At 43.2% G+C, this 25,230-nt stretch carries 21 protein-coding genes; 14 read left to right on the forward strand and 7 right to left on the reverse strand.

The genetic code is table 11. From position 1 onward, the window contains the following. Positions 1–77 precede the first annotated feature (77 nt). Both HMPREF9444_RS11230 and HMPREF9444_RS11235 read left to right on the forward strand, forming a co-directional pair. Entirely contained in the window at positions 78–413 is a 336-nt protein-coding gene (locus tag HMPREF9444_RS11230; protein ID WP_009143224.1) for an AAA family ATPase, read from the forward strand. After that, positions 407–784, forward strand: coding sequence for a PD-(D/E)XK nuclease domain-containing protein (locus tag HMPREF9444_RS11235; RefSeq protein WP_407083899.1), 378 nt, complete (start codon positions 407–409; stop codon positions 782–784). The genes HMPREF9444_RS11230 and HMPREF9444_RS11235 overlap by 7 nt, the downstream gene beginning before the upstream one ends. Before the next feature lie 113 nt (positions 785–897). Here the strand turns inward: HMPREF9444_RS11235 and HMPREF9444_RS04705 are convergent, their stop codons facing one another. From HMPREF9444_RS04705 to HMPREF9444_RS04720, 4 genes are read right to left on the reverse strand one after another with little or no spacing between them, the layout of a single operon-like run. Next, positions 898–3,123, reverse strand: a complete 2,226-nt coding sequence (locus tag HMPREF9444_RS04705; RefSeq protein ID WP_009143226.1) for a DEAD/DEAH box helicase — start codon at positions 3,121–3,123, stop codon at positions 898–900. Continuing rightward, a complete protein-coding gene (locus HMPREF9444_RS04710; protein WP_009143227.1) occupies positions 3,120–4,448 on the reverse strand; it encodes an ATP-binding protein in 1,329 nt (442 codons plus the stop codon). Before HMPREF9444_RS04710 ends, HMPREF9444_RS04705 begins: the two co-directional genes overlap by 4 nt. A 55-nt stretch (positions 4,449–4,503) precedes the next feature. Continuing rightward, complete coding sequence (gene prmA / locus HMPREF9444_RS04715; protein ID WP_009143228.1) at positions 4,504–5,385, reverse strand: 50S ribosomal protein L11 methyltransferase; 882 nt, start codon at positions 5,383–5,385, stop codon at positions 4,504–4,506. Between the two features lie 7 nt (positions 5,386–5,392). After that, on the reverse strand, positions 5,393–6,814 hold the full coding sequence (locus HMPREF9444_RS04720) for a hypothetical protein (RefSeq protein WP_040909243.1): 1,422 nt from the start codon (positions 6,812–6,814) through the stop codon (positions 5,393–5,395). 197 nt (positions 6,815–7,011) lie between these two features. Between HMPREF9444_RS04720 and recJ the strand changes: the two genes are divergently transcribed. Both recJ and HMPREF9444_RS04730 read left to right on the forward strand, forming a co-directional pair. Next, complete coding sequence (gene recJ, locus HMPREF9444_RS04725; RefSeq protein WP_050779003.1) at positions 7,012–8,709, forward strand: single-stranded-DNA-specific exonuclease RecJ; 1,698 nt, start codon at positions 7,012–7,014, stop codon at positions 8,707–8,709. A 90-nt stretch (positions 8,710–8,799) separates the two neighbouring features. Next, a complete protein-coding gene (locus tag HMPREF9444_RS04730; protein ID WP_040909244.1) occupies positions 8,800–9,432 on the forward strand; it encodes an RpiB/LacA/LacB family sugar-phosphate isomerase in 633 nt (210 codons plus the stop codon). A 50-nt stretch (positions 9,433–9,482) separates the two neighbouring features. Here HMPREF9444_RS04730 and HMPREF9444_RS10525 read toward each other — a convergent pair whose 3' ends face one another. Together HMPREF9444_RS10525 and ppgK are read right to left on the reverse strand one after the other, a co-directional pair. After that, positions 9,483–10,292 (reverse strand): DUF2786 domain-containing protein, encoded by an 810-nt coding sequence (locus tag HMPREF9444_RS10525; RefSeq protein WP_009143234.1) that lies wholly within the window; start codon positions 10,290–10,292, stop codon positions 9,483–9,485. Positions 10,293–10,352: 60 nt separating this feature from the next. Further along, positions 10,353–11,102 (reverse strand): polyphosphate--glucose phosphotransferase, encoded by a 750-nt coding sequence (gene ppgK, locus HMPREF9444_RS04740; protein ID WP_009143235.1) that lies wholly within the window; start codon positions 11,100–11,102, stop codon positions 10,353–10,355. Between the two features lie 208 nt (positions 11,103–11,310). On the opposite strand from ppgK, the gene HMPREF9444_RS04745 reads away from it, so the two are divergent. The 6 genes from HMPREF9444_RS04745 to hfq all read left to right on the forward strand — a co-directional run bounded on the left by HMPREF9444_RS04745 (position 11,311) and on the right by hfq (position 18,669). Then, complete coding sequence (locus HMPREF9444_RS04745; protein WP_009143236.1) at positions 11,311–12,822, forward strand: bifunctional ADP-dependent NAD(P)H-hydrate dehydratase/NAD(P)H-hydrate epimerase; 1,512 nt, start codon at positions 11,311–11,313, stop codon at positions 12,820–12,822. After that, on the forward strand, positions 12,809–13,312 hold the full coding sequence (gene tsaE, locus HMPREF9444_RS04750) for a tRNA (adenosine(37)-N6)-threonylcarbamoyltransferase complex ATPase subunit type 1 TsaE (RefSeq protein WP_009143237.1): 504 nt from the start codon (positions 12,809–12,811) through the stop codon (positions 13,310–13,312). Before HMPREF9444_RS04745 ends, tsaE begins: the two co-directional genes overlap by 14 nt. After that, entirely contained in the window at positions 13,300–14,934 is a 1,635-nt protein-coding gene (locus HMPREF9444_RS10530; RefSeq protein WP_009143238.1) for an N-acetylmuramoyl-L-alanine amidase, read from the forward strand. The genes tsaE and HMPREF9444_RS10530 overlap by 13 nt, the downstream gene beginning before the upstream one ends. Before the next feature lie 2 nt (positions 14,935–14,936). Then, entirely contained in the window at positions 14,937–16,889 is a 1,953-nt protein-coding gene (gene mutL / locus HMPREF9444_RS10535; protein WP_009143239.1) for a DNA mismatch repair endonuclease MutL, read from the forward strand. Further along, positions 16,882–17,823, forward strand: coding sequence for a tRNA (adenosine(37)-N6)-dimethylallyltransferase MiaA (gene miaA / locus HMPREF9444_RS04765; RefSeq protein ID WP_009143240.1), 942 nt, complete (start codon positions 16,882–16,884; stop codon positions 17,821–17,823). Before mutL ends, miaA begins: the two co-directional genes overlap by 8 nt. Positions 17,824–18,414: 591 nt before the next feature. Continuing rightward, positions 18,415–18,669 (forward strand): RNA chaperone Hfq, encoded by a 255-nt coding sequence (gene hfq / locus HMPREF9444_RS04770; protein WP_009143241.1) that lies wholly within the window; start codon positions 18,415–18,417, stop codon positions 18,667–18,669. A gap of 261 nt (positions 18,670–18,930) precedes the next feature. Here the strand turns inward: hfq and HMPREF9444_RS04775 are convergent, their stop codons facing one another. Then, positions 18,931–19,866: a ribokinase gene (locus HMPREF9444_RS04775; protein ID WP_009143242.1), complete on the reverse strand. Its 936-nt coding sequence runs from the start codon at positions 19,864–19,866 to the stop codon at positions 18,931–18,933. Between the two features lie 305 nt (positions 19,867–20,171). On the opposite strand from HMPREF9444_RS04775, the gene hflX reads away from it, so the two are divergent. The 4 genes from hflX to HMPREF9444_RS04795 all read left to right on the forward strand — a co-directional run bounded on the left by hflX (position 20,172) and on the right by HMPREF9444_RS04795 (position 25,195). After that, positions 20,172–21,536 (forward strand): ribosome rescue GTPase HflX, encoded by a 1,365-nt coding sequence (gene hflX / locus HMPREF9444_RS04780; RefSeq protein ID WP_009143243.1) that lies wholly within the window; start codon positions 20,172–20,174, stop codon positions 21,534–21,536. 26 nt (positions 21,537–21,562) lie between these two features. Further along, entirely contained in the window at positions 21,563–22,852 is a 1,290-nt protein-coding gene (gene hflK, locus HMPREF9444_RS04785; protein WP_198002758.1) for an FtsH protease activity modulator HflK, read from the forward strand. Next, positions 22,852–23,817 carry a protease modulator HflC gene (hflC, locus tag HMPREF9444_RS04790; protein WP_009143245.1) on the forward strand — a complete coding sequence of 322 codons (966 nt, stop codon included), beginning with the start codon at positions 22,852–22,854 and terminating at the stop codon, positions 23,815–23,817. Before hflK ends, hflC begins: the two co-directional genes overlap by 1 nt. A gap of 79 nt (positions 23,818–23,896) precedes the next feature. After that, complete coding sequence (locus tag HMPREF9444_RS04795; protein WP_009143246.1) at positions 23,897–25,195, forward strand: adenylosuccinate synthase; 1,299 nt, start codon at positions 23,897–23,899, stop codon at positions 25,193–25,195. The last annotated feature ends 35 nt before the right edge of the window (positions 25,196–25,230 follow it).

Raw genomic sequence — 25,230 nt, forward strand, 5'->3', positions numbered from 1 at the left:
GACAGGGTCTTAGCCGCTGATCTTTTTTGATAAACTTTGCTGTTAATCTCTTGATTGTATGAGATCTGTAGAAAGAAATGATGATCAATTTAACCGAATTGCCTTTAAGTGTTACTTCCTTTAGTGAGTTTTGTGATAGGGGTAAAATTTATGTGGACAAAACGGATTTAGTTGCCGATTTGGCAAAATTCGATGCTCCGATTTTTTTATCCCGCCCGTGCAGATTCGGTAAATCTACTCTGCTCAGTACTTTCCATGAGCTGTTCTCAAACGGGCTTGATAAGTTCCAAGGTCTTAAAATCGTTACCGATAATTTATGGAATGATAGAACCTATAATGTAATTCATCTTGATTTATCTAAAATCAAAGTGATACCTAATTTGGAGGTAAAGCAGGCTTTTGTAGAATCTTAAACGAGTTTTCCTATGAAAGCGTAGTAAGTTTTAAAGAATACGCATTTCGTGACGTATATAAGGGGATGCTGCAGATACTGGGGTATAACACTTATGCGGAGTATCATACGGCTTTAGGCATAAGCGACTTATGTTTTGGGGATGGGGATAGGATTTATATCTGTGAATTTAAGGTAATAGGCAAGTCCGACAGCGGCAAAGAGAAGCTTGAGGAAGCGAAAGCGCAAATCCGGGAAAAGAGATACGGATTAAGACTTACAAACAAAGAAGTGATCACGCTTGCTGTTATTATTATCAATGAAAATAAAGATGATAAGCACGAAGCCATGCGTGAAGTGGCGGCAATTGAGGAAGTGGGAAAAACTTGTTGATTTTGGATTACAAATTAAAAACTCCTTTGTCGCATTATTTTCATAATGTTTGAGGAGCTTTAGTTTTTAGGTATGCAATAAAATTTGCTTGCGGCTGTTGCCGAATAATTACATTAAAGTTCTTTGGCAAGACGCTTAAAAAAGGTTAGAGCACCGTCTAAATCAAGCGAACGATGAGCATAGTTAAGGCGTTTTAGCTCATCGCTTAAACAGTAGTCAAACTTGTCTGTTTCAAGGTTTTTAACTTTCATTACCAAATCGTTAAGTTTAATGTCGTTTTGCCTTAGGATGTTGGCTACTGCGACTTTTAAAGAGTCAATAGAGCAGTATTCAAGCTCGATATGGCTATTGTATTGGACATTTTTAATCTGCTCTTTTGCGAGCATGAGACTGACGGTACGCATGATGCGATCTCCTTTCCAAGGGAAAAGAGCAAGCCCTTGCGGACCTGAGATCATGCACTTTTTATCAAGACCTAAATTAAAGAAAGTATCACGTCCTGCAGCAAGGTTTTCTTTAGCCTGTGAATTAAGACAAGGCGGATAGTTGCCTTTCATATAAATATCAAACATAGTCATGCGGATTTCATCATGGATAAAGCCGGTATTTCCGGAAACGGATAACGGAGATGCATGAAATTTATACGGTTTGACTGAAATGATGCGTTTTTGGGGGTTAACGTCGCTAACAATCCAACCGTTACCGGCAAAAAGAAAAGTATCTTGAACCGCTATCGGCTGACACAAAGGAATGGTTCCGATGTGTTTACCGTTATATTCAATAATGTAATCAGGTAAGGTTTCAAAAGAAGCGTAGAATTTCCATTGACTGCACAATCTTTCGCCTTCAAGCCCTAAAGTTAATGTACCGTCACGCAATTGTACGATGAGATCGTGCTCGGCAAGCGAACGCAGAAAGTTTGCGTATAAAGGTGCAGTACAAAGATTAAAAGGTCCTGTCTTGCAAAGCAGTTCCCAAAGATTTTTGGCTGAAACACTGCCGTTTGCCGCAATAACTGAAAGGGTTTGTTGGACTAATGTGGAAAAAGAGTACTCTTTTTCAAGCGGAGGCTCATACCAGCGATTTAGCAAAAGCTTAATCATTGCTGCTGACAAAACCGTGTCTTCCGAAAGTTGCTCGGTTAAATAATGTTTTGAGCTGTAATATTCAGGAATGAAAAGTCTTAAAACCGCAAGACCGTCACGGCGTCCGGAGCGCCCTAAGCGCTGACGCAATGAAGCAACGGATAACGGCGGAGATATCTGACCTATGGAGGCAACATTGCTTATATCAATACCGAGCTCAAGTGTTGCGGTGCATATGGCCGTAGTAGGCAGTCTCCCTTCCTGAAGTCTAGCTTCAAGACTTTCACGCATGTCTTTTGACAAGGATCCGTGATGAGGGAAGAATTCCTGCGGTACGTGATTCTTATCGCACAGCTCGTGAAGATCGTTTGCAATGACTTCGGTTGCGGCTCTTGAATTGGTGAAAACAAGATTAGTCGTACCGCGCAGCAATCTGAAAATATCTCCGGCAATTTCCCGATAGCGGGTATCGGAGGTTTTTATTATCTCTTCGTCCTTTGTTAGGCGCTTTACTTCATTAATTCCTTTTTCTACATCATCATTGTCAATGATATAGCCGCGCACTTGTACGGCAAGGCGAGATTTACCGACGCTGTCGTCTTTGATTAAATCGCATTTTATAGTATGGTTGTTCGGACGCAGGTATTCTGTTACTGAGCTTAAATTTGAAAAGGTGGCGGAAATGGCGATACGCCTTATAACGCGAGCAACGCTGTTTTCAATGCGGTGCAGCTGCGATTGGAGCTGATAGCCGCGCTGAGTGCCCATGAAAGCGTGGAATTCATCAATGATGACAAAATCGGTATTTTTAAACGCTTCTTTTACAAAAGCGTTATGATTCATCAAAAGAGACTCAAGAGATTCGGGGGTAATGAGTAAAATTCCCTGAGGATTGTCAAACAGCTTTTTTTTATTGTTGGCGGCACTGTCCCCATGCCATGGCGTAACGGTAATTTTCAGACTTTCGGTCAGATCTTTTAATCTTCTTGTCTGATCGTTGATTAAAGCTTTAAGCGGGCTGATGCAGAGGATCCTGATGCCTGGTTTATTTTCTTTTGCAATGTAAGTAAGTGCCGGCAAAAACGCAGCTTCGGTTTTACCGCTTGCTGTTGATGCGGAAATGATTATGTCATCGCTGCTGTTTAAAATCGGGATGATGGCATTTTTCTGCACCGGATGCAGATCCTGCCATCCCCGCTGTCTGATCCATTTTAAAAGCCGCGGATCCAGTAAATCTATAGGGTTTTCCGTCATAGGGTAAAGGCGGTCAGAGCGTCCTCGTCATTGCTGTCATCCTTATCGGATGAAGCGTCATTTTTAACCGTTACCAAAGAAGGATCACTTTCATTGGCGACATTAATGCCCTCAATCAGCGTTTGCCATTTCAGATCGGGGTTTTGCGCCAAAATAGCCAGAAGATCGGTAAAAGCCTTAATAGTATTGCGCGGTGTTCTGAAGTACGCATCGCCGATACGGTTGCTGCAATGCTGTAAGAATGCGGTAAGCGCTTCGTCCGGCAGCAGATATTTTTCTTTATCGCCGCCGGCAAACACATTGCGGATATTGCATAAAAGGACGTAAAGTTCTTCCGGGTGCAGATTTTCCAGCATCAAAACCGGACTCGTGTAATCAACGACGTTGGCAATTTGGGCAAATGAGTTTTCAGCAAGGCGTGAATGTAAAGCCTCATAACTGTAAAGACCTTTGCGCGGATCGATTAGAAATTCTGGAGTTCCGCCTAAAAGAAAACCTAAATATTCAGCAGAGCCCTGCAGACAATCATTTAAGATACGCAGAATTTGCTCATAGTTTGCCGAGCGGGAACGCTGGTTGGAGATCTTGTATAAATTGACCATTTCGTCAAGATTGACAATAAGACCTTTGTATCCTGCCTGGACGACAAAACGGGCTAATAATTTTAAGTGATCGTAAACGGAAGAATCATCGATGATGGTTCTTACGTCCAAATCGTTTCTTGCTTCGGTGCGGGTGGAATATTCTCCGCGCAGATATCTTACGGCTGCGGCTTTTAATTCTTCGTTATCTTCATTGTAGCCGCGCCAATATGCCGCAATCACTTTGGCAAAATCATAGCCGCCGACAAGCTCAGAAAGTGAGGATAGCTTTTCTTTGATAAGTACTTCAACGTCCTTTCCCTGTTTTTCAGCTTCAGATCGCTGAACGGTAATAAATTTTTCGATGATGGGAATCATCGCGTTGCCTTCGGGGTGGGCTCGGGTGGCAATATTGCGGGTTAACTCTTGATAGAGGTTGCGGGCTTGTCCGTTGCTTGCCTGCAGGCGGCGATCCGGTGACAGATCCGCATTTACGGCAACCATGCCTTTTTCCAGCGCAATGTAACGGATTAGTTGTAAAAAGAAGGATTTACCGGCACCGAAATCTCCGATGATAAGTCTGAAAGCGCTTCCGCCTTCGCAGATCCTGTCTAGATCTTCAATTAAGGCTTTAACCTCGTTAACTCGTCCTACCTGAATGTGTTCCAGTCCGATACGCGGAGTTACGCCGGCGCGCAGCGATTGAATGATTGCTGATCTTTCACGAGGTCTTATTGCTGCCATGCTTATTCCTTAAATCTACCAAAGAAAATTTTATTATAGCCCTATATATGCAAATTTACTTCTTTTGCCCTGTAATTAACGCCCATCCGTCCTTTTCACGACTTAAAGCCATGTTGAAGTCCTTACTGTAAGCGTCAATGATTTCAGGGGCCTGCTCGGTCAAAATACCCGATAAAGCCAGCATACCGCCTTGGGCGGTAAGTTTGGCAATATGCGGTTCAAGCTCTGCAAGCGGGCCGCAGAGAATATTGGCTACGGTAACCGGCGCCGGAGTTAAGACAGAGCTGGATTTTTTACCGTCGCATAAGGTTAATTTATCTAAAACACCGTTGCGCTTGGCGTTTTCTTCACTTGCTTCAAGAGCCTGCGGATCGATATCGACGCCGTAAGCTTCTTTTGCGCCGAGTTTTAATGCTGCGATGGCAAGAATTCCGGAGCCGCAGCCGTAGTCAAGAACTGTTTTATCTAAGAGGTTAAGGCCGTCAAGCCATTCAAGACATAAAGATGTGGTCGGATGGGTTCCGGTTCCGAAAGCAAGACCGGGATCGAGCATAACGGTAACGGCGTCAGAGTCGGGAACCTTACACCAAGTGGGGCAGATCCATAGCTTTTTACCGAATTTTAACGGCTTGAATGAATCCATCCAGGCTCTAATCCAATCTCTGTCTTCTAAATTGACCGACATGACAGGCACATGATCGCCTAAAATTTGCTTTAACGAATTGACGATGGCTTTATCGTCGGTTCCTTTATCAAAAAGACCGGTTACATCCGTATTGGGCCATAAGCGGCGTTCGCCGGGGAGGGGCTCTAAAATCGGGCTGTCTTCTGCGTCGGAGTAGGTGACGGCAAGCGATCCTAATTGCTCCAGCAATGCTGCGATAGTATCGGCGTTTTTTGAAGTGGTACGTATTTTAATTTGAATCCAGTCAGACATATATCACCTATAAGGGTTTAACGTGCGGCATGGGTTTTATTGCAAATGCCGGGGTTAAAGGGACTTCCTGCTCGGTCATGAAGAATTCATTGGCGTTTAGAAGCTGCAGGCGTTTTTGAAAGAAAGCCGCATTATCCCCGAAATCACAGGATAAAACCCGTTTAATGCGGTCATAAGAAATTTTCTTGTTGGTCAAAGTGTTTAAAGTCGGCATATTGATGAACGCGATATCGTTAATATGCAGGAAAACGGTACTTCCTTGCCGTTTTACGTCACGCAAATTACTAAGTCCGCCTATGGAACGCAAAATCGCAATAACACTTAAATCGGGGCTATTTTTATTATTGGCGCCGGTTCCCGCTTTTATTAAGGATTTTCTTTGCTTTATTACCTGAGTGCGCTCTTTTTTGAACATAATGCTGATAAGGACGTAAAAAACGGGGAAGATGAAAGCAAATAGGAAAAGATAAAGATGTGTTTTTCTAAAACCGATAAGGTGACTCGTCATCATATTGATGTCGGGAGTATAGAGATTGGAGATCTCGGTTAAAGCCGGCAGGATCATGAAGTAAGACAAAAAACACAGGATTACGCTGTTTAATAAAAACACGATGAAGGTCCCGGGCAGAAAAATCATTATCAGTAATGAAATAAGCGAGACGCAGCCGCCTATTGATGCAGTCATGGCACAGATAGCTGAGAGAAAGGTTAAAAACACTCTTAAGCCGGGCCCGTTAAAAAAAGATCGCACTAAAATAATCGTCGGCAATGAAATGACGTTGCTGACGAAAATAGCATTGATAAATGCGTTGCGCATTAAAGGATCGTAATTGGTTGAAGCAAGATAGCTTAAAAATTCATGATGACCGAAAGTCTGCATTACAAGAAAAATCGGTGCATAAATAAAAGATAAGAAGCTTGTTCCGAAGGACGGGCTGAAGCTGAATTCGACAAAGCTTTGTATTTGCCGCAATATGACGATCGATCCTATAAGAACGAGGTAGGGCAGGATAAAAGCCGAAATACGGTTGCCTTCATGAGAGTCATTTACGGATTGATCTTCGTCAAACAATACGGAAGACGGCAGCATCGCAAGAATTGAGGCGGAAGCGGCAAATGAGCAGATAACGGGGTTATGCAGCAGATCGGGATTGATATTGGCGACGAGAACAATGAGGATGATATAAGAACTTAAAGTGATGACAAATTGAATGAAACGGTTTTTAAGCGGAATAAGTAAAACCAGCATCACGGCAAAAATTCCGGGAAAAACGACGCGGATGATATTAAGGCACAAATGACGAAGACCCGGAGTCATTTCAGTGGTAATGCGCGGGTTAAGCGTCCATATAAGCAGAGCAAAAAGCATGAGAGGAAGCAGGAGAAACAAGCTTCTTTGCTGATAGGCCTGATTTTGCAGTCGCTTCAATTTATATCCCCGTTAACCGATCTTAGTTATTTTAACAAAAACATAGCGATTTCAATGAAAAAACGATCATTCTTTCATGAGATAGGAAAAATCTTGTTTTGGGTATGATAAATTTCCTTAAGTTTTAAGTCCGGCTTATAACCCTAAGAGGCTTTTTTCTTGTGTTACAATTTGTGCCGTTTTTAGAGGAGAGAAAAGTGAAGATTGTAAGACGGGAAAAAGTAGATGACAGTGCGCTTAAAGATTGTATTTCCGATCCGATATTGCGGCAGGTTCTGGTAAGCCGCGGAGTTACATCGGATAAAGAGCTTTCTCCCGATCTTGCATTACTTTTACATTATCGTGATTTAAAAGATATCAAGGAAGCGTCTGAACGAATTGCTGCAGCCGTAATTAATAAAGAAATCGTCATGGTTTGCGGCGATTATGATGTAGACGGGATTACGGGTACGGCTCTTGGGGTTTTGTGTCTGAAAACTTTCGGCTTGGATAAAGTGTTGTTTGATGTGCCGTCTCGGTATGACGGCGGATACGGATTGTCATTTAAAATGATTGATAAAGCCGTAGAAAATGGAGTGACACTGATAATTACCGTAGATAACGGTATTAGCTGCTGTGAAGCGGCATTATATGCCAAAGAAAAAGGAATTGATTTAGTCATAACCGACCATCATGAAAGTTTAGGTACTCTGCCCGAAGCTGCTGCGGTCGTCGATCCTAAGCGGTGTGACTGCAATTTCGCTTCTAAGAATCTGTGCGGAGTCGGGGTTCTTTTTTATGTTTTAATCGCGGTTAGGGCGGTTCTTATTGAAAAAGGATATTACTTATCACGCTCGGCAGCTCCCTGCATGGGGCAGTTTTTGGATTTAGTTGCAATCGGAACTATAGGTGATGTAGTAAATCTTGATGCCAATAATCGTCGTTTGGTTAAAGCGGGATTGCAGCGCATGCACAGGCAAAATGCGCAAATCGGGGTGAAAGCTCTTGCCGAAGTGTCAAGAATCGATATGGCAAAAATCGATCCTGTCTCTATCGCTTTTGACTTATGTCCGCGTCTTAATGCGGCAGGAAGATTGAAGCTTGATGATAATCCGGCGCTGTTGTGTCTTTTAAGTGATGATTATGACAAAGCACTTTCCCTTGCGGTAAAACTTGATTTTTGCAACCGCCGCCGCAGTGATTTTGAAAAGGTAATGCTTGCCGAAGCCAAAGAGGACGCTTTGCTGCAGGCAAACGATAATGTTTTGGTTTTATACCGATCTTCATGGTTAAGCGGAATTTCAGGACTTATCGCCGGGCGGCTTAAAGAACAATATCAAAAGCCTTGTTTTGTTTTTGCCGGAGATACGGAGAATGTTACTGGATCGGCACGCTCGGTTCCCGGTTTTTCCATAGTCGGGGCTTTAAATCACATCAATGATGCCGCACCGGATTTGCTGCTGCGTTACGGCGGACACTCAATGGCGGCAGGAGCTACTTTGAAGGTTACGCAGCTCAAGCGCTTTAAAGAGCTTTTAAATAAAGAAGCATTGATCCTTAATGATAAAGGTGAAGAGGAAGTTCTGTCAGACGGCATTTTACCCGAATCTTATTTTAAGGATCTGGATTTTGCCTTGGCACTTGAGGCATGCGGGCCTTGGGGGCAAGGTTTCCCCGAGCCGGTATTTGACGGCGTGTTTTATATTGAAGAGACTCGAGTCCTTGCCAATCGGCATGTCAGATTCAGGTTGCGTACGGATAATACGGTTTTTAGCGCGATAAGGTTTCGGGCTTCGGTTTATGAAAAAAATCTTTTGCCGGGAATTGAGGTTAAAGCTGCTTTTTCGGTAGGCGTCGATCGTTATTACGCCAATGAGCGGGTGGAAATTAAGATTGAGTATATTGAACCTGTATAGAACAATGAAAAATTTGTGTTTTTTTGATACAACCTGTCGTTGATTGCTATATAGTATGTTCTGGTAATTTCTTTTTTAGGAAAAATGAATATGAAAATCGCTCTTATTCTGGAAAATTCCCAAGCCGGAAAAAACAAGATTATTTTTGAAGAGTTAAACCGTGCTGCTAAAGCTCACGGTCATGAGGTTTTAAATTTCGGTATGTATACCGCTGAAGATAAGCGCTGCCTTACATATGTAATGAACGGTTTGCTTGCTTCATTGGTACTAAACTGCAAGGTTGCCGATTTCGTCGTAACCGGCTGCGGTACCGGTGAGGGTGCCTGCGTTGCATGCAACGCATTCCCCGGCGTGCAGTGCGGTCATGTGACTTCTCCTGTTGATGCATATCTTTTTACCCAGGTAAATGCCGGTAATGCCATTTCCTTGCCTTATGCCCAGAATTTCGGCTGGGGCGGCGAGCTTAACTTGCGTTATACCTTTGAAAAGCTGTTTGCAGCTCCGTTCGGCGGCGGGTATCCTCCTGAGAGAGTCGAGGCCGAGCAGCGCAACAAGAAGATTTTAGACGGCGTTAAGGAAATCACTCAGCGTCCTTTAATCGAAGTGTTAAAGGGATTGGATCGCGATTTCGTCAAGAACACTATTGACGATCCTAAGTTTGCCGAGCTGTTCTATCCTAACTGCCAAGATGAAGAAATCGCGGCTTTCTTAAAGTCTTTATAATCTCTGAAAGCTGTAAATGAAGCGCTGATTTTATTTTCAGCGCTTTTTGTTTAATCATCAAAACGAAGCCGAGCCGTAGTTTTTCCTTTCACTCCCTGAAATATGTTGAATGTTTGTGCATCTTTATTACCGCGGGTATATGACTGTATCATTTCTTGAGTAAATTTTTTGCTGCGTTGTCTCATATCGGTAAGATTCGGGTAGTTTTGGGCCTTATATTCCGTTATCAGTTTTTGTTCACTAAAGCTTAAAGCGTAGTCCTGAACTTTTTCTTTTAAAACTTTTAAATAACCGTAAACGTAAGCTTCGGTATTTTTACAAACTTCTTTATTTTCTTGCTGCTTGACCGTTTTCTTGATGTACGCAAAAACGGCGGCAGGAGGCATTTTAAAAGATTGTGAGTACTCTAATATTCGTTGTTCTGAAAATAAGGCTATTTTTTGCCGTGTAAGTGCGGAAAGTCTGATGCGCTCTTGTTTGGCAAATTCTTTTTTAATTACGCAAATTTGGCGGGAAAGCAAGGTGAAAGCATATCCTGCCGCTTCAACACGATCTTTTGCACCGATAAAAATTATGCTGTTTATTTTGCCGTTTACGGTGTGAAAAAAATAGTCAAGGCCGAAAGCGCTGCTTATGATGCTGCCTAATAGTCCTATCAAATGTTTGGCGCGCAGCGCGGAAGGGGCATCTAGCTCAAGTTCCGTAATTGAATTTAAATTGATATCATCAAGAGTTATGCTGTGCTCTTTCATGAGTTTTTGCGCTCGCGAAAGAGCGATAGCTGCCTCTGAGGAATTGGAACTGTGCGATAGGGCTAAAAGCTTTTTAATTTTTTCAAATATCTGCTGCCTGTTTAGCATGTTTATTTACAGTTAAAAAAGGAGCACAAAAAGCGCTCCTTATTAAAAACAGTTTAAAAATCAGTTTCCGGTAAGTCTTTGCTCTCCGTATAAGGCTGCGCCGATAATGCCTGCAAGATTAAGCGTTTTAGCGGGAATCACTTCCGTAGACAAATTAAAGCGATCAGCATATTTTTCAAATTTCTTGGAGGCTCCGCCGCCTAAAATGAAGACGTCAGGATGCATGACGAACTCCAGATGCTTGAGGTATTCATTGAAGCGATCGCCGAATTCTTTCCATTTGATGCCGGCTTTTTCGCGGGCGGCATCCGAGCAGTATTTTTCAGCGCTGTCGCCGTGGAAAATCAAGTGACCTAATTCCGAATTGGTATAAAGTTTGCCGTTTAAGAAAATAGCCGATCCGATACCGGTGCCGATAGTAAGCACGATGACCTGTTTATCAAGGTATTCTTTACCGGCGCCGAAATGCATTTCGGCGATTCCTGCAACATCGGCATCATTAGCGACGAAAACAGGTTGTCCTAAAGTTTCGGAGAAAAGTTTTTCAACCGGTGTATTAATCCAGCTTTTATCAATGTTAGCCGCGGTAAGAACCGTACCTCTTATAACGCGGGCCGGAAAACCGCAGGATACGGGACCGTCCCATTTTATAGTTGCAACCAGCTCTTTTAGCGTTTGGGCTATGGCTTCGGGAGTGGCGGGCTGCGGAGTTTTGATTCTGATCCTTTCTGTAAGCAAAGTGCCGCTGTCGGTTTCGACGATAGCGCCTTTAATGCCGCTTCCGCCGATATCTACGCCTAATATTTCCATTATGCTTCCTTCATATAATTAAGGTTTTGCATTTACTTTTAAAAAGTAATTTAAGTGTAGAAAATATTAATATAAGCTTAGGTTTTTAAATTAATTTTTTCTCACAGTTTTATAATTTTTTACTCGGTTTTTGAGATTGACTTGCAAAAAATAGAAAACATCGCCCGGTTTTCTTTACAATTTAGATAAGCATAAGGCGGAGCTTAGTATGTCTAATTTATCTCATTTAGTATTTACGTCAGCGCAGATCCGCGCTATTGAAAGATTTCATGCCAAAGAGCATGACGGGCATTGCTTTGATTTAATGGAGGAAGCGGGAAAAAGCGTTTTTAATAATATAAAGTCGCATTGCCCCGATTTCCATGACGTTTGGGTTTTTGCCGGCAGCGGCAATAACGGCGGTGACGGGTATATTGTTGCCGCTTTGCTGTTGGATGCAGGAATAAGTCATCGTGTTTTTGCTTTAAATAAGCCGCATCCCGGATCTGAGGCAGCAACCGCTTGCGAGTATTTTTTATCTTTAGGCGGAAAGATTGAGCATGCACTGCCTGAGATTAATGACGGATGCCCTGACGTGATAGTTGACGCTCTTTTGGGCACGGGGATAAAAAGTGCACCGCGTGCCCCTATTGATGAGTGGATTTTATTTATAAACCGTACTAGGGCATATACTGTGGCAGTTGATGTGCCCTCAGGCGTAAATGCCGATACGGGGACGGTTGAGGGAGATTGCGTCAAGGCTGATTTGACCGTTTGCATGCTGGCTTTAAAACCGGGGCTTTTAACCGGGGATGCCGTGGATTACACCGGAGAGGTTACGGTTGAGTCGTTAGGCGTTGACGTGAGTGTTTTTCACGGCAAACTTACGGATCTTGACGAAGAAATTCATTTGCCTTTGCTGCGTCGATCTTATGAAGATATCATTGATGATTTGCCGCATCGTGAAAAAACGGCCAACAAAGGAGATTGCGGTAAGGTTTTGATTATAGGCGGGGCCAAAGGTATGGGCGGGGCTGCCCGTATTTGTGCGCAAGGTGCGCTGCGTGCCGGAGCCGGGCTTGTCAAAGTTGCAACCGATAGTGTTAATATTAATGCACTAAATGCCGGATTGCCTGAGGCAATGACGGTTGATTTTAACGATGAAGAAGCTCTGTCAAAAGCTTTATCTTGGGCTGATGTAACTGCGATTGGCCCCGGTCTTTCACAAAATGAAAAAGCCCGTAAACTGCTTGAACTTGCTCTCTCTTTTGACGGCCCCGTTGTTTTGGATGCCGACGCTTTAAATCTTATTGCCACAGGAGAGTTTTCTCTTTCTGATAAAATTATTATGACGCCGCATCCCGGTGAGGCGGCACGACTTTTGGGACTTACCGCTGATGAGGTCAATTATGACCGCATTAAATCCGCCGTGATGCTGCAAAGAAAATACGGAGGCATTGTCCTTTTAAAGGGAGCTGGCAGTGTGATTTGCGACGGTAAGAGGATCACTATCGTTCAGGAAGGCTCTCCCGCGATGGCATCAGGCGGCATGGGAGATTTGCTAACCGGCATAATTGCAGCTTTTTTAGGCCAGGATTTAACTCCCAAGCAAGCTACCGTGGCAGCAGCATGCGTGCACGGCAGAGCAGGTGAACTTGCCGGTCGTGACGGCGGAATTGTCGGAACTTTAGCTACTGATTTAACTTCATATGTAAGAGCATTGGTAAATGGAAGAAACTGAGTTTTCATTTAACGTAAAGGATGAAGAGCACACTAAAAAATTAGGTGCGGTTTTGGCACGGATCATGCCTGCGTTTTCTCGGCGGGTCAAACGAGCGGCATGCGTGTTTTTAGAAGGTGATTTAGGTGCGGGAAAAACTACTTTATCCCGCGGCTTTATTCGCGCTTTAGGTTATGACGGGTTGGTTAAATCGCCGACTTATACTTTGGTAGAGCCTTATCAAATCGAAGATTTAAATATTTTTCATTTTGATTTGTATAGGCTTTTAGATCCGGAAGAACTTGAATTTATGGGAGTACGCGATTATTTTGCTAAAATCGGAGTATGTCTTGTAGAGTGGCCTGAAAAAGCTTGCGGATTATTGCCCGAGCCTGACGTTACCGTAACTTTGTCTTATGCTGACGGAACACGCAATGCCGTTATAAATGTCAAGGCACTTAATAAAGAAGAATTAAACGAATTTGAAAAATTGTTGCCGTGCTTAAATTAATTAAACTTTTTTGTGTAGTCGTTTGGTGCGTGTTTTCTGTCGTTTTCGGCAGTACCGCAATGGCTGACAGCATTAATAATGTCCGGGCATTTGCCAACGCTGATAAAACTCGCGTGGTCTTCGATCTTGACTATAATGCCCGTTTCTCGACGGCATTAAATGACGGCGGCAAGACTTTCGTTATCAGAATCAATAAAGTAAGTAATCCGGTTTCAAGCCCAATAAGCTTTAGCGTACAGGCAAACAGTGTGATAAAAAAAGTGTTGCGCAATATTCAAAAAAATGACGTGCGCTATATTTTCACGCTGGAAAATTCAGATAAGCCCAATGTCTTTATGCTTGCGCCGCAGGACGGCTATTCTTATCGTCTGGTGGTTGATTTCCCGCATTTAAAAAAGACTGTGGCAGCTTCAAATGAGATCAGAGTCATATCACAAGAAAGTGCTCAGGATTTAAAAGGAAAAAATCGCGGTGCGGGCGCTTATGTGGCACAAGTCGTAACACCCGACAAGGCCGATAGAGCGGAAGATGCTTTACTTAATAAAATGGGTAAAGTCGGAGATGACGGCATCAGAACTTTAACCCCGGCCGAGGTTCAGGCTTATGAGAAGCTTTTAGAGGAGCTTCGTGAGCAATATGCCAAAACCCCGGTTATTGAGGATAACAGTCCTGAAGAGTCTGTTCCCGAGGCTAAAGCGCCGCCTCCGCCTAAGGTAATAATGTCCGATCCTGATCCGTTTATCATTGCCGTGGATGCCGGACACGGCGGTAAGGATCCTGGGGCTATCGGTAAGCGCGGTGTGCGTGAGAAAAACGTTACTTTGGCAATTGCCCAGGAGCTTGCCCGCTACATCAATTCCAACAAGCAATTTCGTGCCCGTCTTATTCGTTCTAAAGACGTGTTCGTTGATTTAAATCGCCGCTCGGAAATCGCAAGACGTTATAAGGCTGATATTCTGATTTCAATTCATGCCGATTCAGTGGCCTCAGGTTCGTCGGCACGCGGTGCTTCGGTGTGGGTATTGTCAAACAATCGTGCCAAACGCGAAAATCGTAAACTTTTAAAGGACAGCGGTAAGTCGTCGCGTCTTTTAGGAGGAGCTGGTGAGGTGATTTCCGATCGCGATCAGAACCCGTATCTGGCGGCGACTATTTTGGATATGTCATCAGATAACGCACGTTCTGACGGCTATATGTTAGGTGAGGAGATCTTAAAGAAATTAGGCAGTTTTACGCGTCTGCATAACCGTAAACCTATTCATGCCTCCCTTGCAGTCTTAAAATCCCCGGACATCCCGTCGCTTTTGATTGAAACGGGCTTTTTATCCAATCGTTATGAAGAAATTCAGTTAAATCAGCCTAACTATCAAAAACAGATTGCCTATCGTATTTATCAGGGTATCAAAACTTATTACGCCAAATATCCCGCACAGCGCTTTAAGTCACGTCAGGAATCTGCTTTAAGAGCCAGTTTGCCTGAGCGTGATCATGTCGTGCAAAAGGGGGAATACCTTACTAAAATTGCTCGCCATTACGGAGTTTCGGTAAGTGCTATTCGTCAGCGCAATAATTTAAAAAGCGATACTCTAAAAGTAGGACAGCTTTTAATTATTCCGAAATAATTATGCCGATTCGTCGTTTATCCGTACAGCTTGCAAACCAAATCGCGGCAGGAGAGGTGGTCGAAAGGCCGTCTTCCGTCGTAAAGGAATTGCTTGAAAACGCCGTGGATGCCAAAGCCACCAAGATTGTCTGCGATTTGAAAAACTCAGGAAAAACTCTTATCAGAGTAAGGGATAACGGACAAGGGATCCCGCATGAGGAATTGCCGCTTGCTCTTGCTCCGCACGCTACCTCCAAAATAGCTACGCTTGAAGATCTTGAGGCGATTTTAACCTTAGGCTTTCGCGGTGAAGCATTAGCTTCGATAGCTGCGGTATCGAAGCTTACCTTAACCTCTCGCACCAAAGATGAAGATCATGCTTTTAGCGTTGAAGTCGAAGGTCCACAACAGGATCCGGAAATTAATCCGGCGGCCCATCCCGTCGGTACGTCGGTTGAGGTTTGTGAGCTTTTTTTTAACACTCCGGCAAGACGGCGCTTTTTACGCTCCGATCGTACCGAGTTCATGCATATCCGTGAAATTTTCGTGCGCACGGCTTTAGCTAATCCGGATATTGATTTTGAACTTAATCTTGACGGTAAAAACGTAGTTAACGTTAAAGCGGTAATGGGCGATGAGAAAAAGCGCTTAGTCCGTTTGTCAAAGCTTGCCGGCAGTGATTTTAACCGTAACGGTATCTTTGTCAGAGGTGAAGATCCGTGCCTTAACGTAAGCGGGGTGCTTTTGCCGCCGCCTGACGTTGAAGAAAGCGCGGTGGAAAATATCTTTTTGTTTTTAAACGGCAGACCGATTGCCGATAAAGTTCTCACTCATGCATTAAAACAGGCTTATTCGGAAGTGGCGGGAAGAAGTTGTCCGGTGCGCTGCGTTTTATATTTAAACTGCGATCCTCATGAGGTTGATATTAACGTTCACCCGAGAAAAGATGAAGTACGTTTTCACGAAGCAAGACTTGTACATGACGTGTTGCTTGAGACGGTGGCAAATTCCCTTAGAAAAGAGCTTCGTTCTGTAGATGACGGGTTAAAAAAAGAGTCGGGAGTTGATGATGTTTCTTCCTTTGAAGATAAAGATCAAGGTGCTGATGAAAATCCTTTAGGTCAATTTGTAAAAGATATTAAAAGCGCTGCTTCATCAAGATTAAAATTTTCATCTTACAGTGGCGGCAATTTTGATAAAAATAAAAGCTTTGGAGCAGATAATTATGTTGCCTTAGATTCTATCGGAAATCGCCGCAGCATCAATTACAGTCCTCACGCTATTCAAATGCCGTCAAGTAAAGACAGCGTTAAAGAAAATCTGCGCCGTTATGATTATCGTATTGCCGCGGGCAATGCTCAAAGTCGTGCCGGTATTTATGATATTGAGCGAGTTGATTTAACTTCACCTAAAGCAGCCAAGCTTCTCTCTTTGCCGGCACCTGACGTACTCCTTGTTATGCAGGAAAATCGTTATTTTTTAGTCAAAGCCTCGGTTTTAAACCGTGAACTGGTCTCCCGCGACTATATGGCAAAGGTAAAACTCGGCACGGTTGAGGTTTACGCTTTGTCCATGCCTTTTGTGCTGAAGGCGCAAAAGACGCTGATTAATGCTATAAAAGCTTGCCCTGAGGCTTTGGTTCGAGCGGGATTTACATTAAATCTTAAAAAAGAAAGCATTGAATTTTTGAAAATTCCCTCACTTTTGCAGGGTGTGGATTTGGCCGGCATTTTGTTTAAAGCTTTGCCGCTTGCTGCAGCTGGGGCTAAAAATTTAAGTATGGGTATTTGCCCAAAGCAGCTTGCCGATATGTTTGCCGCAGCAAAAAAAAGCGTGGTTTACTATAAGGATGAAGCGCAGGTGATTGTAGATAAGATCTCCGATCCGGAAATTTTGGAAAGTTTAGGAGCTGACGCGTTTGAGCTTGATATCGCACGGTGGGCACGGGAACTTGGAGGCGCGAATAATGCCTGATTTTGATGCTTTAGTGATTTTAGGACCGACAGCTTCAGGAAAAAGTGCTTTAGCCCTTAAAGTTGCCGAGCATGTTAAATGTGAAATCATAAGTCTTGATTCCGCTCTTGTGTATAAAGATATGGATATCGGGACGGCAAAACCCACCAAGGAAGAGCTGTCCTTGGTACCTCATTATTTAATCAGTATCATCGATCCTAAAGACAGCTACAGCGCGGCGCAATTTAGAACGGATTGCATAAGACTTGTAGGTGAAATAAAAGCACGAGGCAATCTTCCTATAATCTGCGGCGGTACTATGATGTACTATAAAGCTTTGGTTGAGGGGTTGTCTTCCTTGCCTGAAACCGATCCTTTAGTTAGGGATAAAGTTGCAAAGCAAGCAGAAATTTACGGTTGGCCTTACATGCACGCAAAGCTTGAGACGATTGATCCGCCTTTATTTGCAAAGCTTGCACCTAATGACAAGCAGCGCATTTCCCGCGCACTTGAGGTTTATGAAATGACGGGAAAAGCTTTAAGCTCTTTTTATGCAGCTAAAAAAGATGCCTGTCCTTTTTCCTTGTGTGAGTTCGTGATTTTACCCGATAACGATCGTAAAGCTCTGCGCAACGGCATAAGAGCAAGATTTGAAAAGATGCTGAATCTCGGACTTATTGATGAGGTGAAAAAACTAAAAGATAGGGGTGATTTATCTCTTGATATGCCGTCGATGCGCTCGGTAGGTTACCGACAGGTATGGGAATATCTTGACGGCGTTTATGATTATGACACGATGATTGAAAAAGCGGTAATTGCTACCGCAAGGCTGGCAAAACACCAGATGACCTGGCTGCGCGGCGGACTGAAAAGTGAAAACCGTACCGTTCTTGACTATAAAGATCCGAATAATCTGCAGAAAATCCTTAATAAGGTTGGTAATTTACAAGCCTAGTGCTTACACATTCTCTTAATAAGAAACAGTAAAAATTTTTTATATCAATCCTCCTTATGAAGTTGATTTTCTGATTTAGCATGAAAAGGACATTTTCCCTGCGGAAGTTAAGTCTGAGACCAATATTAAAAGCAGGAGTTTTAAAAATTTTTAAGAATTGTATGAAGATAAAGTTAAGCTGCGCATCCGCTTCTTGCTTAATAATTTAAAGCTTGACGGCGATGTTCTTAACATTCCTTTGTTCATGGCTGATCATCTGCTAGGCTGATCGGTTTTGCGCTTAAAAAAACAGTAAGGCAATGTTGAAAAATAAGTTTGATCCTACAAAAGGAAGAAGTAAAAAACAGATTTTTCAGATAGGCATAAGTAATATGAACAAAGTTTAAAAAATTTGATATTGGTAAATTTTTTAATAAAAAAGTGCCTTTTTTTACTCACATTAGGTAAGCTTTTTATTAAAATTTAGCGTCTCATCACTACTATTTATTTAATTTAGTTGTAGTTTTGTACAAAAGACGTTTAAACAACAGTAAAAATTGTTTGTCGTCTATTATTTATAATGATTAATAAGCCAATAATAACGGGATAAATATGGCAAAAGTACAGTCTCTTCAAGATCCGTTTTTAAATACTTTAAGAAAAGAGAGGATCTTGGTTTCAATATATTTGGTCAACGGCATTAAGCTTCAAGGTCAGATTGAGTCATTTGATCAGTTCGTGGTTCTCTTAAAGAATCAGGTAAGCCAGATGGTTTACAAGCATGCTATCTCTACTATTGTTCCGGCTCGTGCTGTAAATATGCAGACAGGACAGCAAGATCAGACGGCAGAAGATGTTTCGTCCTAATTAACAATAAGTGCCTAAGTTCATTTTTTAGGTTTAGGCACTTGTGATCTTATTTTTGTTAATATGTAAAAAAGCAAGAAAAACGTCGGTTTAAATATGAATCGGCGCGGAAGGATTGCAGATTAAAATCATTTTTTAGATAAAACTTTTTTAATCTCTGCTTAAAAATAGAACGAAACTTTGTTCTCTATCTCTTTTTGTGAAAGTTTGTGCTGCGTGAATTCAATGTTGTTTATATGAGTTTACAGAAATCAGCTACAATTAAAGTTTGTCGGTAAGCACTTCATCCTTTGTTTTAGATAAAAATTTCGTTACTTCATTATTTAAAGGAATTGACGGAGAAGCTCCCTTCCGCGTAACGGCAATAGCCGATGCGGCCGTGGCGGTCTTAAGCGCTAAAGCCGGATCTATGTTATTAGCCAGATTCGCTATAAGATAACCTAAAAAGGTATCACCGGCAGCAGTGGTATCAACCGCTTTTACTTTAAATGATTTGCATGAAATAACATCTTTACTCTGAATTTTAAATAGAGAGCCGCGAGATCCTAAGGTTAGGACAAAAGAAGTTTCGGGGAATTTTTGGGCAAGCGCTTCAAGGATGATATAAGGATCGGTATCTTCAGTCATATCTACCATTGAAGATCCTTCAATTTCATTGACGATAAGATAAGAGCAAAGATTAAGCGGCAGCTTTAATAATTCAGCAGTGAAAGGGGAAACGTTAAAACATACGCGCATACCTTTTGCTGATGCCTGCCTTATCATGTATTCGATATTGTTGACTTCATTTTGCAGAATTAAAAAATCACCTTTGGTAAAGCTATCCAAAGTACAGTCAATTTCTTCTTTTGTTATAGTTTGGTTAGCACCGCCGTAAAGGAGAATACAATTTTGTCCTGAGGTGTCGACTTGAATGAAAGTGTGTCCGCTGGGACCGTTACGGCGCATTAAAAACTTATCATTGATATTGTTGGCGGCAATTGCATCGGTTAATACTTGGCTGTCGTCCTTACCTACGGCTCCTGCATGATAAACTTCACCGCCGGCGCGAGATAATGCTACTGACTGATTTAAGCCTTTGCCTCCGGCAAAAACATTCCTGTTGATGGCTGCCAAGGTCTCTCCCGGCATGACGAAATGCGGAACGTTATATACATAATCGATATTAAGTGAGCCGTAATTTAAAATTTTGCTCATAGTTTTACCGCCCTTATAAAAAATTACTGACAGATTAAATTATGCTCATTAAAAGCCAAGTGTGATATTTATTTTTAAGCTATAGCTGATTTTTTTGAAGTAAGCTGTATATTTAAGATAATTAATGCCGATGTTTTAATAAGAAGCAATGATACTTGGTGTAATGCAGAGCTATCATTCAGTATTTGGAATTAATCTGCGATAATATATTATGATAAATCATAATGTTTAGAGGCTTGATAATAATTAATACTACGCAGTAAACAGGTTTAGAAACAAAAAAGAGGAATTTTATTAAGGAAAACATGTCAGATCAGAAAATTGAAGCATTAGGTCCGACACTTTTAGTTCATGTTGAGCTGCCGCAGGCAGAATCCCAAGAAGATTTAGATGAGTTGTACCGTCTTGCAGAGTCGGCAGGAGGAAATGTGCGCGATGCCATCGTTTGTAAGCGCGATGTTCCGGATGCCAAGACTTTTATCGGGAAAGGCAAAGTCGTAGAAGTAGCTGATGCCGTAAGAGCGCATGACGTATCTTGCGTTATCTTTAATTCGCCGCTTACTCCTGCTCAAGAGCGCAATCTTGAAAAAGAGTTTAGTGTTCGCGTCATGGACAGAATCGCGCTTATTCTGCAGATTTTTGCGCAGCGTGCCAGAACCTATGAAGGAAAGCTGCAAGTTGAACTTGCCATGCTGCGCTATGAACAGGCGCGATTGGTACGCGGATGGACTCACCTTGAAAGACAAAAGGGTGGTTTCGGTTTGCGCGGCGGACCGGGTGAAACTCAGATTGAGCTTGACAGGCGAGCTTTGCGTGAGCGTATAGCGGCAATCAAAGCCGACCTTGACGTCGTTGCCTCACGTCGTGAGCAAAATCGCAGACAGCGGGTTAAAAACGCTGTTCCCGTAGTTTCTTTTGTCGGCTATACCAATGCGGGCAAGTCAACACTGTTTAATCGCCTTACCAAATCTGCGGTTTATGAAGCCGATCAGCTTTTTGCCACGCTTGATCCTACGCTGCGTACCGTAAGCCTTGATGTGGTCGGAAAGGCTGTTTTTGCCGATACCGTAGGTTTTATAAGACATTTGCCGCACGATTTAATAGCCGCGTTTAAATCCACGCTTGAAGAGACGGTCAAGGCTGATCTGCTTTTGCATATCATTGACGCAGCTGACAAGCGCGTTGAAGAAAATATCAAAGCGGTAAATGCGGTATTAAAACAAATCGGCGCTGATGAAGTTCCGACGCTTTTGGTGTTTAATAAGGCCGATTTACTTGATACTCCTTACGATAAAGTTGTAAGAGATGAAACTGGTAAGCCCGTTAGGGTTAATGTCAGTGCCAAAACCGGCTCGGGACTTTCCGATCTTTTATCATGCGTAAGTGAGCTTTTATCTTCAAATTTATGCACTTTTGCTGTTAAGATATACCCTCAGGACGGTAAATTGCGCAGCATGCTTTATGAAAGTAAAGCCGTAAGTAAAGAGAGTTATGCCGATGACGGCTCATTAATTCTTGAGCTTAAGATTTTAGCTGCCGATGCCGCGCGCATAGACAAAAAGACAGCAGGTCGCTTGAGAGCTTCATGCGTTGACGGAAAAGCTCCGTGGATAACGACTGAGGCAAAAGAAGATCTTGATCTTGATTTGGTTTTTGATGATATAGATTAAATATGAAAGAAAATAATCGCGATTATATGGCTTGGAATGCTCCTGGATCGTCTGGTTCGGGTAATTCTGGTCAAGGACCGCAAAACAACGGCAGTCAAAACAATAATAACGATCCTTGGGGTCGAAATAACAACAATAATAACGATCCGTGGGGAAGACGTAAAAAGAACAATCAATTTGACGTAAACGATCTGCTAAATCGCCTTAAAAAAATGTTCGGCGGAGCCGGCGGCTCTGCAGGGAAAGCGGCTAAAAAAGGTGCCAGTTACGGACTTTATCTTTTAGTTGCCGTAGCCTTGGGCGTTTATATTTTTTCGGGTTTTTATACCGTACGCGAAGCTGAGCGCGGCGTAGTGTTGCGTTTTGGTAAAGTTTATGACGTAGTTGAGCCGGGCCTGCGCTGGAAATTTACCGGCATTGATGATGTTAACGTAGTCGATATCGAGCAGGTACGAGCTATCCAATCTTCAGGCATGATGCTTACTGAAGATGAGAATGTGGTTATCGTTGAAATGGATGTGCAGTATCGCATTTCCGATCCGGTTAAGTATTTATATTCGGTAACCGATCCGGATAATTCTCTTACCGAGGCCACCGACAGCGCTTTGCGTTACGTAGTCGGTCATACCATGATGGATGATATTTTGACTTCCGGTCGTGAAATGGTAAGACAGAATACCCGTGATTTGCTGGTTTCAATCATTGAGCCTTATGATATGGGTCTTAGTGTTGTTGACGTAAACTTCTTGCCGGCCCATGCTCCTGATGAAGTTAAAGAAGCTTTTGATGATGCAATTGCCGCTCAGGAAGATGAGCAGCGCTTTAAGCGTGAAGCTGAAGCTTACGCCAATGAAGTGCTGCCGCGGGCTGACGGTCAGGTGCAGCGTATTACTCAGGAAGCTGAAGCCTATCGTTCCCGCGTAGTTCTGGAAGCACAAGGTCAAGTTGCCCGCTTTGAGCAGATTTTGCCTGAGTATCTTGCAGCTCCTGAAATTACGCGCAAGCGTATTTATCTTGATACCATGCAGCAGGTAATGGGCAGCTCCTCCAAGATTATTTTGGATACTCCCGAGGGATCTTCTCCTGTTTTATATTTGCCTCTTCCTGAGAACAGGCAGGCACCTGCTCCGGTACAAAGCTCTGTAAATTCCGATCAAAGTGCCGATTCGGTTCCTGTAACCGTTACTGAGACTTCGGTAAATGAACCTTTGCCTTTGCCGAGAAATGAAAGTTCTCAGACATCAAGCTCAAATACTAATCAAAGATATGGAAGCAGTTCGTATAACACTTCAGGATATGGAAGGAGCGTAAGATAATGAGCAAAGTAGGTTTTAATTCAATTCTTGCCGTTATCGTCGTTCTTGCGTTAGTGGCTTTTAACTCTCTGTTTGTGATTAAAGAAGGAAATGTCGGTATCGTTACACGTTTCGGTGCCGTTGTCCGTACTTCCGATGCCGAGCTTAATGTCTCAAGACCCGGACTGCACTTTAAGATTCCGTTTATCGATAAAATCAGAATTCTTGATTCAAGAATTCAGACCTTAAGTTCACGTGCCGATCGTTTCGTTACTTCAGAGAAAAAGGATTTGATTATCGACTCCTATGTTAAGTGGAGAATAAGCGATCCTGCTACTTTTTATCTGACAACTGCAGGCGGCAACAAGATGCAGGCAGAGGAATTATTGCGCCGTCGCATCACCAACTCTTTGCGCAGCCAAATCGGCCGTTTGACCATTCATGAGATTGTCTCGGGACAGGGCAGTGAAGATATTAATACTCCAAGCGGCGCTAATGAAGAGCCTGCCGTTATCGGTGCCTCAAAACGCGATGAAGTTATGCAAAATGCCTTAAAAGATATCGGTACTTCAGCTACTGAGCTTGGCATCGAAATTGTCGACGTTCGTATTAAGCAGATTAATTTGCCGCCTGAGGTATCAAACTCCATTTATCAGCGTATGCGCGCCGAACGTAATGCCGTTGCTAAGCTGCACCGTTCCGAAGGTCGAAAAGAGGCCGAGACCATTCGTGCCAAAGCTGACCGTGAGGTGGCGATAAAGGTCGCATCAGCCGAACGTGATGCCCGAAAACTTAAAGGTGAGGGTGATGCTGAGGCTACCAAGATATATGCTGAGGCTTATTCCCGCAATCCCGAGCTCTTTAATTTCTTGCGCTCTATGGATGCTTACCGCGCCTCAATGCAGAGCGGTCGTGACGTCATGGTATTAAAGCCTGACAGCGAATTCTTAAGATACTTTAATGATTCGCATGGCAATGCTCAGTAAAAATAGCTATAATCTATCGTTTGCGATTTTTACCTTGATTTTGGTTTAAAGCGGATTTTCCGCATGAGAGAGATGCAAAATGCCGAATAATGTTGTAGTTCTCGGAACACAATGGGGTGATGAGGGCAAAGGCAAAGTGGCCGATTTGCTTACTGCAAAGGCCGGAGTCGTTGTTCGCAGTCAGGGCGGCAATAATGCCGGACATACTTTGGTGGTAGGCGACAAGAAAGTCGTGGTACGTTTGGTACCGTCAGGTATTTTACACAGTTCCTGCCAGTGCCTTATCGGCAGCGGCGTAGTGGTTTCTCCGGAGGCGCTTTTCACTGAAATAGAGGAGTTGAAACAAGCCGGATTTACCGATGCTGAATCCCGTATCAAGGTATCAGGGGCTTGTGCCATGCTGCTTCCGATCCATCCGGCTATTGATCGCGGTGCTGAGAAAAAGCGCGGCAAGAATGCTATCGGCACTACCGGCCGCGGTATCGGTCCTTGCTATGAAGATAAGGTCGCTCGCCGCGGAGTTCGTATCGGTGACTTATTTGACATGAAGCGTTTTGAAGAGCGTTTGAAGTCTTTGCTTGATTACCGTAATTTCATGCTCAAAAACTACTATGATGAGCCTGAAGTTTCATTTGAATCCGTAATGGAAAACGTCATGCGTTACCGTGAGCGCCTTTTGGCTATGGTTACCGACGTTTCGGATGTTATCGCTAAAGCACGCGCTGTCGGTACTAAAGTTTTATTTGAAGGAGCTCAGGGTACATTCCTTGATATCGATTACGGTACTTATCCGTACGTAACCTCTTCAAATACTGTAGCAGGCGGCTGCTGCACAGGATCCGGTGCCGGTCCTTTGCATATTGATTATGTTTTAGGCATTGCTAAAGCCTATACTACCCGAGTAGGCGGCGGCCCTTTCCCTACCGAGCTTACTGATGAGATCGGCAAGGGAATTTGTACTCGCGGTAAAGAGTTCGGTGCCGTAACCGGACGCCCGCGTCGTGCCGGATGGTATGATGCTGTGGCTATGCGCCGTGCCGTTACCATTAATTCTTTGTCAGGCATCGCTTTGATGAAGCTTGATGTTTTGGACGGGATGGATGAAGTTAAGATATGTACCGCTTACAAATTGCCCAACGGTGCAATTACCGAACTTCCTCCGCTTGCTGCTGATGATTATGCCATGGTCACTCCGGTATATGAAACGATGCCGGGCTGGAAGGAATCTACTTTCGGTATAACCGAGTTTGATAAATTGCCGGTTAATGCCCGCAATTATGTACGCCGCTTAGAAGAGCTTGCCGGTGTTAAGATTGCTATCCTTTCTACCGGACCTGAGCGCGATCAGACCATTTATATCGAAGATCCTTTTGCTTAGTTTTTAAAGATCTTAAAGAAAAATGCCCTGCAATT

The sequence above is a fragment of the Succinatimonas hippei YIT 12066 genome, from assembly GCF_000188195.1.
In the GTDB taxonomy this organism is placed as follows: domain Bacteria; phylum Pseudomonadota; class Gammaproteobacteria; order Enterobacterales; family Succinivibrionaceae; genus Succinatimonas; species Succinatimonas hippei.

Excerpts from the sequence above, each read along its gene's own strand:
- ppgK (WP_009143235.1), bottom strand. The coding sequence starts at position 11,102 with ATGGAAATATTAGGCGTAGATATCGGCGGAAGCGGCATTAAAGGCGCT.
- HMPREF9444_RS10525 (WP_009143234.1), bottom strand. The coding sequence starts at position 10,292 with ATGCTAAACAGGCAGCAGATATTTGAAAAAATTAAAAAGCTTTTAGCC.
- hfq (WP_009143241.1), top strand. The coding sequence starts at position 18,415 with ATGGCAAAAGTACAGTCTCTTCAAGATCCGTTTTTAAATACTTTAAGA.
- prmA (WP_009143228.1), bottom strand. The coding sequence starts at position 5,385 with ATGTCTGACTGGATTCAAATTAAAATACGTACCACTTCAAAAAACGCC.
- miaA (WP_009143240.1), top strand. The coding sequence starts at position 16,882 with ATGCCTGATTTTGATGCTTTAGTGATTTTAGGACCGACAGCTTCAGGA.
- HMPREF9444_RS04795 (WP_009143246.1), top strand. The coding sequence starts at position 23,897 with ATGCCGAATAATGTTGTAGTTCTCGGAACACAATGGGGTGATGAGGGC.
- hflC (WP_009143245.1), top strand. The coding sequence starts at position 22,852 with ATGAGCAAAGTAGGTTTTAATTCAATTCTTGCCGTTATCGTCGTTCTT.
- HMPREF9444_RS04745 (WP_009143236.1), top strand. The coding sequence starts at position 11,311 with ATGTCTAATTTATCTCATTTAGTATTTACGTCAGCGCAGATCCGCGCT.
- hflX (WP_009143243.1), top strand. The coding sequence starts at position 20,172 with ATGTCAGATCAGAAAATTGAAGCATTAGGTCCGACACTTTTAGTTCAT.
- HMPREF9444_RS04775 (WP_009143242.1), bottom strand. The coding sequence starts at position 19,866 with ATGAGCAAAATTTTAAATTACGGCTCACTTAATATCGATTATGTATAT.
- tsaE (WP_009143237.1), top strand. The coding sequence starts at position 12,809 with ATGGAAGAAACTGAGTTTTCATTTAACGTAAAGGATGAAGAGCACACT.
- mutL (WP_009143239.1), top strand. The coding sequence starts at position 14,937 with ATGCCGATTCGTCGTTTATCCGTACAGCTTGCAAACCAAATCGCGGCA.
- HMPREF9444_RS04710 (WP_009143227.1), bottom strand. The coding sequence starts at position 4,448 with ATGGCAGCAATAAGACCTCGTGAAAGATCAGCAATCATTCAATCGCTG.
- HMPREF9444_RS04705 (WP_009143226.1), bottom strand. The coding sequence starts at position 3,123 with ATGACGGAAAACCCTATAGATTTACTGGATCCGCGGCTTTTAAAATGG.
- hflK (WP_198002758.1), top strand. The coding sequence starts at position 21,563 with ATGGCTTGGAATGCTCCTGGATCGTCTGGTTCGGGTAATTCTGGTCAA.
- HMPREF9444_RS04730 (WP_040909244.1), top strand. The coding sequence starts at position 8,800 with ATGAAAATCGCTCTTATTCTGGAAAATTCCCAAGCCGGAAAAAACAAG.
- HMPREF9444_RS11230 (WP_009143224.1), top strand. The coding sequence starts at position 78 with ATGATGATCAATTTAACCGAATTGCCTTTAAGTGTTACTTCCTTTAGT.